This is a genomic window from Streptomyces echinatus (assembly GCF_014203595.1).
In the GTDB taxonomy this organism is placed as follows: domain Bacteria; phylum Actinomycetota; class Actinomycetes; order Streptomycetales; family Streptomycetaceae; genus Streptomyces; species Streptomyces echinatus.
Map to the genome: position 1 here is coordinate 1 of NZ_JACHJK010000028.1, position 12818 is coordinate 12818.

At 67.3% G+C, this 12818-nt stretch carries 10 protein-coding genes; 4 read left to right on the forward strand and 6 right to left on the reverse strand.

The genetic code is table 11. The annotated features are described in order from the left end of the window. Nucleotides 1–541: 541 nt before the first annotated feature. Together FHS34_RS43160 and FHS34_RS39755 are read right to left on the reverse strand one after the other, a co-directional pair. Nucleotides 542–1126, reverse strand: a complete 585-nt coding sequence (locus tag FHS34_RS43160; RefSeq protein WP_225817933.1) for a DUF7178 family protein — start codon at nucleotides 1124–1126, stop codon at nucleotides 542–544. A gap of 180 nt (nucleotides 1127–1306) precedes the next feature. Beyond that, nucleotides 1307–2197 (reverse strand): hypothetical protein, encoded by an 891-nt coding sequence (locus FHS34_RS39755; protein WP_184975118.1) that lies wholly within the window; start codon nucleotides 2195–2197, stop codon nucleotides 1307–1309. 1454 nt (nucleotides 2198–3651) lie between these two features. Between FHS34_RS39755 and FHS34_RS39760 the strand changes: the two genes are divergently transcribed. The 3 genes from FHS34_RS39760 to FHS34_RS43960 all read left to right on the forward strand — a co-directional run bounded on the left by FHS34_RS39760 (nucleotide 3652) and on the right by FHS34_RS43960 (nucleotide 8719). Beyond that, complete coding sequence (locus FHS34_RS39760) at nucleotides 3652–4479, forward strand: DUF3800 domain-containing protein (RefSeq protein WP_184975121.1); 828 nt, start codon at nucleotides 3652–3654, stop codon at nucleotides 4477–4479. Nucleotides 4480–5368: 889 nt separating this feature from the next. Continuing rightward, nucleotides 5369–6475 (forward strand): AAA family ATPase, encoded by a 1107-nt coding sequence (locus FHS34_RS39765; protein ID WP_225817944.1) that lies wholly within the window; start codon nucleotides 5369–5371, stop codon nucleotides 6473–6475. 21 nt (nucleotides 6476–6496) lie between these two features. After that, complete coding sequence (locus tag FHS34_RS43960) at nucleotides 6497–8719, forward strand: S8 family peptidase (RefSeq protein ID WP_184975127.1); 2223 nt, start codon at nucleotides 6497–6499, stop codon at nucleotides 8717–8719. Nucleotides 8720–9173: 454 nt separating this feature from the next. Here the strand turns inward: FHS34_RS43960 and FHS34_RS39775 are convergent, their stop codons facing one another. After that, entirely contained in the window at nucleotides 9174–9671 is a 498-nt protein-coding gene (locus FHS34_RS39775) for a hypothetical protein (RefSeq protein ID WP_184975130.1), read from the reverse strand. 60 nt (nucleotides 9672–9731) lie between these two features. After that, nucleotides 9732–10088 carry an SH3 domain-containing protein gene (locus FHS34_RS39780; protein WP_184975133.1) on the reverse strand — a complete coding sequence of 119 codons (357 nt, stop codon included), beginning with the start codon at nucleotides 10086–10088 and terminating at the stop codon, nucleotides 9732–9734. A gap of 216 nt (nucleotides 10089–10304) precedes the next feature. Here FHS34_RS39780 and FHS34_RS39785 point away from each other — a divergent pair, with 216 nt between their 5' ends. After that, the gene (locus FHS34_RS39785; protein WP_184975141.1) at nucleotides 10305–10634 is read left to right on the forward strand and encodes an ANTAR domain-containing protein; all 330 of its coding nucleotides are present in this window, start codon (nucleotides 10305–10307) and stop codon (nucleotides 10632–10634) included. Between the two features lie 72 nt (nucleotides 10635–10706). Here FHS34_RS39785 and tpg read toward each other — a convergent pair whose 3' ends face one another. Then, nucleotides 10707–11261, reverse strand: a complete 555-nt coding sequence (tpg, locus tag FHS34_RS39790; protein WP_184975143.1) for a telomere-protecting terminal protein Tpg — start codon at nucleotides 11259–11261, stop codon at nucleotides 10707–10709. A gap of 131 nt (nucleotides 11262–11392) precedes the next feature. Beyond that, on the reverse strand, nucleotides 11393–12787 hold the full coding sequence (locus FHS34_RS39795; RefSeq protein ID WP_225817935.1) for a DnaB-like helicase C-terminal domain-containing protein: 1395 nt from the start codon (nucleotides 12785–12787) through the stop codon (nucleotides 11393–11395). Between the last annotated feature and the right edge of the window lie 31 nt (nucleotides 12788–12818).

Here is a 12818-nt window from a genome sequence, read left to right on the forward strand (position 1 = left end):
CCCGCGGAGCGGGTCCCTCCTCGCTTCGCGAGGAGGACGTGAATGCGCTGCGCGCATTCTGGGAAAACGCTGCGCGTTTTCCAATAAACCCGCTCCGCGTGTTTAGGAATTCCCGCGTTGCGGGAATTCGGATTTCCGCTGCGCTCCAATCCGGCCCGGTCCGCTGCGCTTCCCGGGCGGGGGCGTCCGCTGCGCTCCCGCCCTACCGGCTACGCCGGGCAGCAGCAGGGAGAGTGAGGGTGCATCAACTCTGCTGCCAGGAGGATCCCGAACCGAGTGCAACCACTCCCGGAGGGCCGGGCCGGGCCCCGCCCGACACCCCTTCCTTGCACTGACCGGGCCCTCTCGAACCTCCGGATACCGTGGCCTGTTGAGTCTGAATCTTCCCAACATGCCAGCGGCGCATCCCGGATGCAGCACGCCCCTATGACCTGAATCAAACCACACGATCATCGGTGCTTCAAAACGAAGCATAGATGAAGACTGGACTCGGTCCCTATCAGTGATGCACCGGGTAGGTTCACGAACTAGCAGTACCCCCCTATCGCCCTCGGTTGCGCTCGATATGAGCCACCCACGTCACGGCCTGGACGGTGCTGGGTACCTCTCCGATTTGCTGTGCGGCGGCGCGGTAGCAGTCGGCGAGCACGTTGTAGCGGCCAGCTGCTCCCAATCCTCGGTCCCGCTGACCGTAGATCTCTCGTACCGCGATATCGTGCGCGTGGCGGTCGATCACTACGGCTTCTGTGTTCGCTGGGTCGGCAATGCACATGTAGAAGCAACCTGTCTTGATGTGCATGGGGAGAACTTGGCTTGGGTCCGTTCCGGCCAGGATTCGGTTTGCTTTGGTGAGGGCGTCGCGGACGTGTCCGCTTGCTTTTCCGTCGGCGAAGGCTTTACGGGCCAGTCTGCAATTTTCCGTCCAACTCTTGTTCGCGGATAGTGCGGCGAGGACGCCTGCGCCTTTTCCGATTTCTCCTGCTGCGATGTGAGCGGCGAAGTTGTGGGCCCTGATGTACCACTCGCGTCCGCGTCGCCTTTGGTCGGGGGTGGCGGTGGTCCACTTTTCGATGATGGCTTGGGTGTAGGCGGTGCGCTGTTCTTCGGTGCTTTTGACCGGGATCACGGGTGCCCTCTGTTTGTGGTGAGCGCGCGCGGAGGGGTGGTGAGGAGCGGGCCCGATGGGCGGCTCAACTCACGCGGCCGGCATGGCGCGGGAAGGGGGGCCGGGCAGGGGTGGTGAGCCCCTGCCCGGTTGAGAGCGGGAGACCCTTTCAGGTCTCCCGCCGTTGGTGATCCGGTGGGGTCAGGTGACCGGCTGGCCCAGGGAGCGCCGTGCGCGGGAGGGTCGGTCGTGCGCTCCCCGTGCACTGGTCCTTTCTCCGTCCGCCGTGAGCTTGTCCAACGCGGTCCGGAGTGCCACGGCGCGGACACTCGACGCGGAGCAGCGTTCGAGAATGACGCGGGCTTTCTGCATCATGAGTCCCCGCGAGTAGTCCTTACCGGCGGCCAGGATTTCTGTGAGTACCTGTCGGCACTCGTCTACGGTGGTGGGGTGCCGGTCGGCACATGTGCACGTTGACTTCTGCTGGGCCTGGAACTGGCGCAGCTTTTCGGCGTGCAGGTACGTGGGAATGCAGCTGGTATGCCGGTTTGCGGGGCGGGGGATGCCGTCGCCGTTCCTGCCTCGCAGGTGGGACCAGAACCTGCGTCCCTTCCATCCGCACAGGCGGCAGCGCATGTGCCAGGGGTTGTCCGCACCGGGGTAGCCGTGGAGCGGTTCCCAGCCCAGTTCAGCGAGTCGGGCCGTGGCCTCGGCCGCCCGGACCAGGTTGGGCAGGGTGAGGCGCAGCTCGGGGATGTGGAGTGTCACGCTGGAGATGGGGGCGGGGACGGGCCGGGCGTAGGCGGAGGGCTTGTGTCCGAGGTCGAAAATGCGGACCAGTTCGGCGGCGGCGGTTTCGCGGTCGGGGCGTCGAGTGTGGTGGGTCATGCCGGGCATCTCGGCCCACCAGCCGCCGTGACGGCGGTAGATGAATCCGGCCGGTCGGCCGTCGACGGTGACGGGGTAATGCCCCGTTGCCAGTCGCTTACCGATTTCGAAACGCTCTGCGCATTCCATGGTTCTTCTCCTTTCCGCTTTCCGGGCAACGCATTTACCCGGTGCCAGATTTCTGGTTTGCTGGTCGGGTGCCACTCCCTTCCAGCAAGAGAAATATATCGAATTAGGGCCGGGGAATCAAATACCGGAATAGGGAATTTGGGCAGCTGAATTACTTGCCTTTTCGGGGCGGGTGGGGCACGGCGCGCCGCCGGTGGTCGCCAACGACGAAGCGCAGCGGCGTCGGCAAGGGGGCGTGACCGCGCAGCGAGGAGGGAGCGCAGCGGACTCCGGTGTCCCGTCACCCGCAGCACGGGGCAGGGACCGCGCAGCGAGGGCGGGAGCGCAGCGGACGCCCGGGGCCCCTGCCCCGTGGGGCGGCCGCCGGGGGCGCGCCACGCCCCACCCGCCCCGAAAAGGCTTGTAGGGCTGTGCTGCGCCCTTGCGCGCCTGCTGCGCAACCTCCCGATGGCACGCCCGGTGAGGCTCGCTGAGGCGCTCGTATGCCCGTGCAGGCCGGCCGTTGGGGGCGTCGCAGCGAGAGGGTGAGCCGGTAGACTGACAGCGGATTCTTCTTCGGAAGATTTCTGGTTGGCCGACGCCCGTGCCACCCGCCTTGGCGGACTGAGGGCGTCGGCCGTTTTGTGCTGTCCCTGGCCCCGCCCAGGGCGGTATGGGCGGAGCGAGCTCGGATGGTATCTGCGAGTGCGGGTCCCGGCCGGTCTCCTGAGGACGGCAAACGGGACAGTCGCTCAGTGCGCGAGTGCCGGTGACCGCCGGCGGGTGCCCTGATGCCGTCGGGCGAAGGGCCTTTCGTCTGGCACGCCGGCCACAACGTGTGCCGTCCCTCGGCGGTGATCACGGGAGCGCGGCGGTAGCCTGCCCACTACGTCGCTTTCGACGGGGGCGGAGACGTTACGGCGCCGTTCAGGCTGTGCCCGTCGACCACCGCCCCCGCCACAGCAGGTGAATGGCTGGCGTAGTCGGCGGACGGGGTGGAAGGGCTGTTGTGGCCAGGATTTGCCGCTGACCGGTTGACCGCCCGGCGATCGGGCGGTGCTGGCCGATGAGGTGGTCGCTGCCGGGGCCGATGCTGACCGTCGCGGTGAGCTCTCCGGGCCTTGCCAAAGCCATGATCGTGCACCACTCCGTACGGATGAGAGTGCACCAAAGTTGATGCAGTGTCGGGTACGCGGGCACCCCCAAACCCCCAGCTCAAAACCCCAGCCAGGCGCCATCACCCACCCCACGAACCCAACACCTTTCGCACAGCGGCTGCGAGGACGAGTACGGGCAGAGCGAGTACGAAGAGGCGGTGGCGTGACGCGCGAGGTCACGCTGATCTCAGGAGTGACGAAGTGCCCATTCGGTGTAACGTCGTCTAACCGGACGCGTGACTGGAGTTAACCGGACGGTAACGAGAAACAGCAGAAGGTCCCCGGAGGCCGTCATCGCCGGGGGCGAGGACCAGAGGAGTTCGGACCTCCAGTGGTGCTTCCCCACCGCAGCGCGACGATGCGCTCCTCCGCGGCGCTGGCCGAGGCGACCGGATGAGCGCGCTCGCTATACCTGCGCACTTCGGTCAACTGCCCAAGCTTCACGTCTACGTGGACGAGACTGGAGACCGCGGGTTCAGCGAGGCGAGCCGGGCCAAGTCCCCGTTCTTCGCCATGACCGCCCTGCTCGTTCCTCAAGAGGACGAGTGGCACGTCAAGCTCACCGCGGGCGGCCTCCGCGCCCTGGTGCATGGCGCGCAGCCCCAAGAGATCTTGAAGCCGATCCACTGGGTCGAGCACTTCCGGCCTAAGCACAAAACCCGTCGGCGCCAGGCTGCCCAGGCACTGGCTCTTATACCGAGCGCAATGGTGGTCCATGTCATCGCTCACAAGGACACGGTGAAGGCCGACGCCGGAATGGCGAAGGACAAAGAGGTCTTCTACAACTACACCACGAGGCTGCTCCTGGAGCGGGTCGCGCTCGCCGCGAGGGAGTGGCCCGGGGGACCGCGTCTGGCAATCGTGCGACTTGGCCGCGTCAAGCACATGGACCATGCGGCCTCGGCTGCCTACTTCGACTACGTGCGCCAGGGGGCTGGCCTTACCAGCTACCCCATCCCCTGGAACTACATCTCCTGGCCGCCTACGTGGGAGAACACCCAGCGCGACGGCATCCAACTCGCTGACATCCACGCCGGCATCCTCAACTGCGCCCTCAGCGGCGATCCGCAAGATCGGGCCTGCGCGGAGAACCTCCTCCTCGTCAGCCACCAACTGCGGCGAGCCTGGAATGGTGCGCTGCTTGGCTACGGGGTCAAGGTCATCGGCGATCCCAGCTTCATCACGAGCCGAGTCTGGTGGCCGGACTGGAAGACACGCTGAAGCAAAAAGCCCCCTGGGGGACTCCCGGGGGCCACAACCACCTCAATGGGTGGAGGGATCCAGTTCCCTGGTTCCGGCCTTAACCCCGGCAGCCCACCAAGGGGCTCCTGCAACGTTCTTCATAGAAAGTGTACCAGCTATTGCACTAAATACACCTGCTTGAGGGGCCTGCAGCAGAGCCTGCGCGACAAAGAAACAGCAGGTCAGCGTGCCTACAGGTGAGGTCTCTGCGACTGTCAGCCACGCCACTCCTCCAGGCTGTCGCGCCTCGCTGAGCACGCCGTCACAGTCGGCCTCAGGGGTGTCGGCGGACTCAGACCGCACTCATCGCCAGCCTGGCAATCTCCCGGAACTTCGCCGCCTGCGACTCCAACTTCTCCATGCGAGCGGATGCCTTCGTCAGCTCGGCGTCGCGCTTAGCGCAGCCGGGACACGGGCCGGCTGCTGGTCTTCTGATGGCCCGTCCGGCAGAGCGCCCTGCTCGTAGAAGTCGGCGGGCGGTCGGATGCCGCGCAGCTGCGTGGCATCGAGGACGTCGCTGCGGCGGTAGCGGTTCTAGCCGCGCTACCCCCTACCAGAGCACGGTAGATCCACCTTCCTCACTTGAAGGAGGCTGGCCTTTCCGTGTCGGCCCGCCAGCTCCGAGGACGGGACAGAGGCCGCCTCCCTTCTCCAACGACCAGTAGGGCGGCCGTAGGGCGGCCGCGCGAAGGCCGGTCGCCGTTCCCCTCTCTCCCCAGCTTGGACGGCGTGCTGGGCCGGCACCGCCGCGTGGAGGGGCATCGAGTATCGATATGGACGAGGAAGCCGTTGGAGGCATGTATCCCGCCCACTAGTCATTATGGTGGTCGACATGACCAGGACCTTGGACAGTCGACGCGTGGACGAGATGACAGCACTTGAGCAAGATTTGGTCCACCTTGCGCGAATGGCGCTCGCTGGACGCGGTCAGGACGTGCAGACTCTCTTGCAGCGCCTGGCAAGGCGCTATAGCCGAACCAACGAAGCAACCAGCAAAGCGCTCCAGGCCCTCCTCCGCGAGGCGCCCAGCACCGATGCGCCCTTGCGCGGTCTGGGCAACGCCGCCCCGGTTCCGCTCGACGTGGACAGTCGGGTCCCTCTCATTCGCCCAGACCATCTAGCACCTGCAGTCACTCCGGTTCTTTCGACCAGCGTTCGCAGTGCGGTCGATCAGATCTGCGAGGAGCGTCTTAGGAGCGATCGACTCTTGCAGGCTGGTCTGACGCCCAGCAGCAGCGCCCTCTTTGTCGGGCCCCCAGGAGTCGGGAAGACCCTGGCCGCACGCTGGATCGCGAGCCGTCTCAATCTGCCGCTACTCGTACTTGACCTGTCATCAGTCATGAGCAGCTACCTCGGACGTACAGGCGGGAACATCCGGAAGGTCTTGGACTACGCGAAGGCCAGCCCTTCCATCCTGCTGCTGGACGAGCTCGACACGGTCGCCAAGAGACGAGACGACGGCGCCGAGGTGGGAGAGCTGAAGCGGCTTGTGACTGTCCTCCTGCAGGAGATTGACGACTGGCCGTCCAGTTCTCTGCTGCTCGCGGCCACCAATCATGGGGCCCTCCTTGATCCCGCCGTGTGGCGCCGCTTCGAGGTAGTGGTCGACTTTCCTCTCCCCGAGGCAGTGCAGCTCCGCAAGGCGCTTGACCAGTACTGCGAGGGCCAGGCGCCCGATGACGTGCTCACCGCCATCGCGAGGGCATTGAGCGTTCAGGGCTCTTCCTTCTCAGATGCACACCGCCTGGTGACAGCGGCACGACGACGTGCTGCTCTCGCTGAACAGCCTCTCGGAGAGACGCTGCTGAGCATGTGTGGCGAGCAGGTCAAGCAGTTGCCTTTTGCAGAGAGGGTGCGGTTGGCGCTGGATCTGGTGCAATCTGATCACATGTCGCAACGACGCGTGCACGAGCTGTCAGGGGTCAGCCGGGACACGATTCGAAGCCGTATGCGACGCGAGGAGTCTCAGGGGTAATTCTCGTGGGGGGAGCGGCCAGTGCCCGGACCGTACAATTTTCTGCTCGGCCATGGCGAAAGGCTCGTTGAGGCAGTCACGCTGCCCAGTGGTGGAGGGCCGACGACGCTGCCCTACACCGAAGAAGAGGCACGCTCACGCCTGCGCCCTCAGGTGAGGGCAGCGGTTCAACGCTTCGCCCAGCTCGCCGACGAAGCCTGTCCCGACGGGCAGGTCGTCGGCGTCCTGACGATGCATCCGCAGTTCATCGCGAAGAGCTACCACCCGCAGCAGTTGCTGGACGATCTCGGCCTCTCGTATGTCGGCGCGCGCAACGCTTTGGTGCAACCGGAGAAGTGGACCAACCCAGATCGTCGGCCGGCCCCGGCGGAAACTGCCGAACTGTTCATCTCCGGACGACGCGCGGCCTTCGGCCTGTGGGCCAAGCGCATGGCGGTTGGCCCGCTGCCTGGAGGCGACCAGCTGCAGAAGGTCGAGGCCTTCCGGGCCCCGACCGCCGTCGAGCGGCAGCGCAACATGCAACGCCTGGCTCCGGGGACGCCCCTCATCGAAGTGGGTCTCCATCTGCCTGCGCGCATCAGGGAGAAGATCCTCGCGAGTTTCAAAAGGTATGTGGAATCCCTTGGTGGTACCGCGGAGATCACTCACGCCTTGCAGATGCCGGGAATCGGCTTCGTCCCCGTGCGGGTGGCGCCCGAAGCAGTCGACAGACTGTCCCAGTTCGCCTTCATGCGCGTCGTCCGGCCCATGCCCAGGCTCAGGGCCTTCCACCCAGTCGAGCGCGCCGCAACAGCACACGGACTGAAAGCGTCGTCGCTACCAGCGGTGGGCGCTGTCGACCCTGCCGTGAAGATAGCGATCCTGGACGGCGGACTCGAAGAGGACGGTCCCATGGCGCCTTGGGCACGTTCCCACGAGGCCCCCCACGTCGGTGACGCCACGAGCGACTACCTCCAACACGGCCACAACGTCACCTCAGCCGCCCTCTTCGGACCGCTGGTCCCTGGCCAGTCAGCCCCGCGGCCCTTCGGAACCGTCGACCACTTCCGCGTCGTCGATCAGGACCCCGAAGACGATCTCGCTCTCTACCGCACCCTGGACCGCATCGACACCGTGCTGCAGGAGAACCCACACGAGCTCGTCAACCTCAGCCTCGGCCCCGACCTCCCGATCGAAGACGACGAGATCCACCCCTGGACGGCCTTGCTCGACTCTTGGCTGTCCGACGGCAAGCGCCTGCTCACCATCGCAGCCGGCAACAACGGCACGCTGGACCGCCCATCCGGCAATGCACGAGTGCAGGTTCCATCCGACTGCGTCAACGCTCTGTCGGTAGGAGCGGCAGACTCCACCCGGCCCTCATGGCGCCGGGCCTCCTACAGCGCGCTAGGCCCGGGACGCTGCCCCGGCATGGTCAAGCCCGATGTGCTCAGTTTCGGTGGCGATCAGAAGGAACCCTTCTTCTTCGCTGCCCCGTACGGCCAGGACGCGCCCCCGATGTCACTCGGCACAAGCTTCGCCGCCCCCAGTGCTCTGCGCATGGCCGCCGGCATCCGGGCACACTTCGGCTCCCTGCTCACACCACTCGCCCTCAAGGCACTGCTCGTCCACTGCGCAGAAGACAACGAGCAGGACACCTCCGAGCGAGGCTGGGGCCGACTACCGGGTGCGCTGGAGGACTACGTCATCTGCCCGCCCTACACCGCCCGTGTCGTCTACCAGGGCAAACTCGCACCCAAGCAGACCGTCCGCATGTTCCTGCCCCTACCGGAAACGGTCGCCACCGGCGATCTGCAGATCACAGCGACCTACTGCATCGCCTGCCCCACCGACCCCAGGGCTCCCCGCAACTACACCACCAGCGCGTTCGAACCCACCTTCCGCCCGAACATGGAACGGCTCAGCGCCTCAGGCAACGTCCCCAAGTCTGAACCGTTCTTCCAAGCCCGCGACTACATGAGCGAGCAGGAACTGCGCTCCGACGCCCATAAGTGGGAAACCGTCAAACACAAGACCGCCACCTTCAAGGCCGACCGCCTCAAGCGCCCAGCTTTCGACGTGCGCCACGTCTTCCGCCTGGACGACCTCCCGCCGGAAACCAGCCCCGAGGTGTCCTACGCGCTCATCGTCACCCTCAAGGCTCCCTCGGTTCCGGACCTCTACGACCAAGTCGTTCGCACCTACTCGGCCCGCCTCGAAATCCTCCAGCCTCTCGTGGAAATCCCCATCGCAGTGCGGCCGTAACAGCATCTGGGCAGAGAGCCCCGGTCCAGGCGACACAGAGGGCCAGCTACTCACGCGCCGAAAAGACCGCCCACCAGAGGGAGCCCCATGCAGTTGGGGTCTGGCATAGCTGGGAGGCCCTCAGCCAGCTATGCCAGACCCGAGCTCTGACTCGATGCTCCAGCGCCCAGAACCGGGGTGTCGGTTCAGCGCAGCAGTCGCCGATTTACCGCAGGGTCGACGGTCGGGGCGCGGGCGAGGGAAGGGAGAGCGTAGGGGCAGCTTCCGCTAGCTGGCCGGTATGCACAGCCGTCGCCCGGGCGCTGGTGGCGTACCCAGCCCGCCGGGACCGGCCGGACGGCCAGATGCCCTCTCCCCTACGGTCGAGCCGCTAGCATGCGCGGGCGGGGCTGTGCCGGCCCGCCGCCGGTAGAGTCCCGCGCCTCGTGTTCTCAGTGCGATAGCGCCGGGCGGTTCACTGCTGCACGCCGTAGGAGACTTTGACTCCCGCCTGCAACTGTTCGCGGCCCTTGATCACAGGGGCCCTGTCGCCGATCTGAACGCGGTACTGAGTAGTTCCACTGGGGACGCCACTGACGGACAGAGGCCAGGTGCAGCTGTCCCCGACGACTTCCCCCGCTATGCCATCGACGAGCGTGCCCTGCGCCAGCTTGTGCCCGTCCAGGTCGGACACGGTCACGGCTGTGCCGCCGCGCAGGTCGGCGAAGTCGTCTGTGCCGACGCATCCTTCACCATCCTGGCCGTTCACCCAGGAACCGAACACCGTGACCTTGCCGGTCGCCGTGAACGCAGGCCCGGAGGGAACGTCGGCGTCACTGGCCGAGGTCGCCCACCACACCGTGCCGGTGATCGCCGCACCGGCAACGGCTCCGAGCGCGGCGGCTAGCGCGGGATGGAAACGGCGGGAGGCGGTGGCTTGTGCGGCTATGCCCGGGGGCGGCGTCTGTGACATGCCGGGGATGATCGCAGGTATCCACGGCTTCCTACCCGCAGATATACGGGAGCGGTTGCGTCAGTCGGTCTGCATACAGGTGTGGGCCCGGGCGTACCGCTTGGCCATCCACCCGGCGGTGCCGGCGCGCAGACCGGTCGTCTTGCGGGTGCCGGATGCGCTGCCGCTGTCGTAGGCCAGGCGCACCCGCCACCAGTCCCCGTGTGCCTTGTCGGCGTACACCGTGTCACCCCGGTGGAGCAGGCCGCGGACGGTGCCGTTGCCTGGGCCTGTGCGCAGCCGCACGCCGTCGCCGGTCACCTGGTAGCCGCAGGAGTTGAAGTGCGGCCCGGCCGTGACTGTGGCGGAGGCCTGCGGCAGGCAGGCGGCGGAGGCAAGGACGATGGCAGCCGTCGTAAGGATGAGTCGTCGGATCATGCCGGGCAACCCCCAATCCGGCGTCCGCCGTCACGGGTACCACGGCAACGTCACCCACGCGAGTGCCGGGCGGCGCGGGCACGGCGCGCCGCCGGCGTCGCCGCGGCGCCGGTCCTGCGGAGTGTTTCGGTTCGCTGGGCGGAGTGCTGTACGTGCGGGCCGGCTGGGCAGGAGTGCACGGTGGAAGCGTGCCGTTCGGACAGAAGCGGATCCAGCATGGGTGAGCGCGACGACGACGGCCGTGAGGCCGCTCTGCAGGAGGAGATCGAGCAGCTGAAGGCAGCGCTCGAATCGCGTGCCGTCATCGACCAGGCGATCGGCGTCGTCGTGGCCCACGGCCGCCTGCCCTCCCGGCAGGCCCGCGAGGTCCTCATCGAGGTCTCGCAGCACACCAACACCAAACTCCGCGAGGTCGCGACCCACCTGGTGCAGTGGCCGATGTGCGCCTGGCTACCACCCGAGATCCGCACTGCCTTGGACGCAGCACTTCAACGCCGCACATCCCGCGACCGCACCGAAGAGCCACCCCCGGCCAGCAGCTCTTGAGGCGAGGCGCGGCGGGCGCCACCCCCACCCCGCAACGAGGACGGCCGCCGCCGCGGGCGGTGTCGTCCCGCTCTACAGGTCGAAGTCGACGTGCTCGACGTCGGTGAACTCCACCGCCAGGCCGGGGGCGCGGCGCCCTGCGTCGCGGAAGTACATCTCCCCGAGGCCTTCGGCGGTGATCTCGCGCAGCTGCTGCTCACTCGCGCCTGCCTGCTGGGCATCGAAGAGGCGGGCCGCATAAGCGGGCGGCAGGGCGATCGTCAGATGCCGCACGCGGGCATCATCGGAGGTTCCGGGTGCGGCGGTGAACCCGAACCGGGCGCGGGTCTCGATGACGAGCCCCGTGCTGGTGGCGGCCTGACGCCGGGCCTGCTCACGGACGCGGGGCTGCCAGCGTGCGCGGACGGCGTCGGCCAGGCGCTGGGCGAGATCGGCGCGGGGCCGGCGGATCTGGTCCTTCACGTAGCGCTCCACGGTGCGTTGGGAGACGCCGAGCAGTGCGGCCACCGGCCGGGTGCCCTTGAGCTGCTTCACCAGATAACGCATCTGTGCGCCCGCGGACTTCGGGATCGGGCGGGTGAACGCTCTTTGCGTTGCGCGGTCCAGGCCATCGGAGACCAGACCCATGGGAGGGACTTCCTTTCAAGATCGGCTGTACGGGCCCGTGAGGGCCGAACGCCGGGTCCGGCGGGGGAATTGACGCCGGGGCAGGTGATCGGCCGGGAGAGGGGCACTGACGGCGCTTGCGAGGTCTCCTGTCAGGTGTAGGCCATGTCCACGAACCGGGAGTAGTGCAGCTGCGCGGCCACGGTGACGCAGGCGGTGGGCCCGAGCCGGTTCTTCTCCACGACGAGGTCGACTTCCCCGGCCCGCGCCGATTCCTTGTCGTCCGCATCGGGCCGTTCGACCTTGATCACGACGGACGCGTCGTTCTTGATCGCCCGGGATTCGCGCATGAAACCGTCGTCGTTGAGCTGGGACAGGGCGATGACGTGGCAGCCGAGCTGGACGGAGAGGTTCTTCAGGCCCCTCGACACCGACGCGACGGCCTGTTCACGGGTGGTGTTGCGGGAGTGAGCGACCTCGACGAGTTGCAGGTAGTCCACGACGAGCAGGTCCAGGCCGTCGGCGCGGGCGCAGGCCCTGGCGGCCGAGGCGATGTCGCCGAGTGACGCGCCGTCGGGCCGGTAGACCCGCAGCGGCAGTGTCTTGAACAGCTCGGGGCCCAGGCGCCGGACGGTCTCCCAGCCTTCCGGGGTGAGGCCGCCCTGATGCGTCAGGTGGTGCAGGGGGATCGCCCCTTCGGCAGCGGTGATCTTCTGCATGAGTTCGGTGCCGCTCATCTCCAGCGAGGAGAACATCACCTTCGCGCCCGTCTTGGCGGCGGCCACGGCCGCGTTGAGCGCCAGCGTGCTCTTGCCGACGCCGGACTGCGCGGCCACGACGGTGATGTTGCCCGGCTGCATCCCCGAGGTGAGCGTGTCGAGATCGGCGAACCCGTACGTCAGACCGATCTTCTTGCCGTCCTGGATATCCTCAGTGTCCGCGACGAACTGCCAGTACAGGTCATCGACCGTGGGCGGCGCCTGGGAGAGGCCCGGGGTGCCCGCGATGATCCCGGTGAGCTGCTGCTCGACCAGGTCGCGCACCTCGTCCTCGTCCCCGGCCTCGCTGTAGGCGTACTCCAGGATGGCCTGCGCCGACTCGATGACCGCCCGCCGGTACGCCTTGGCCCGCACGATCTCGGCGTACTGCTGGCCGTTGGCGGGCGTGGGCACGGCCTGGACGCAGGTATGCAGGTAGGCCCGGCCGCCGACACGGGCCAGCTCGCCGCTGCGGGTCAGCGCATCGGCGACCGTGACCGGGTCCACCGGCTCGCCGGCCCCGCGCACCTCCAGGATCGCGCGGTGAATCACCTGATGCGCGGGCCGGTAGTACTCCCCGGCGACGATGCCCGTCTCCAGGATCTCGGCGAAGAACCGGTGCAAGCTGCTGCCCGGACTGCCGGACAGCAGCAGCGCACCCAGGACCGACTGTTCGGCCTCGAGGTCCTGCGGCGGCACGCGGGTGAACGCGGCAGCCGTCCGGCCGCCGTCCGGTTCGCGGGCATCGCCAGGGGTGTCGTGGTGCTGGGCAGGAACGCTGGTGGACACTGGGGGTCTCCTGATTCGGTCAAGGGCGTTC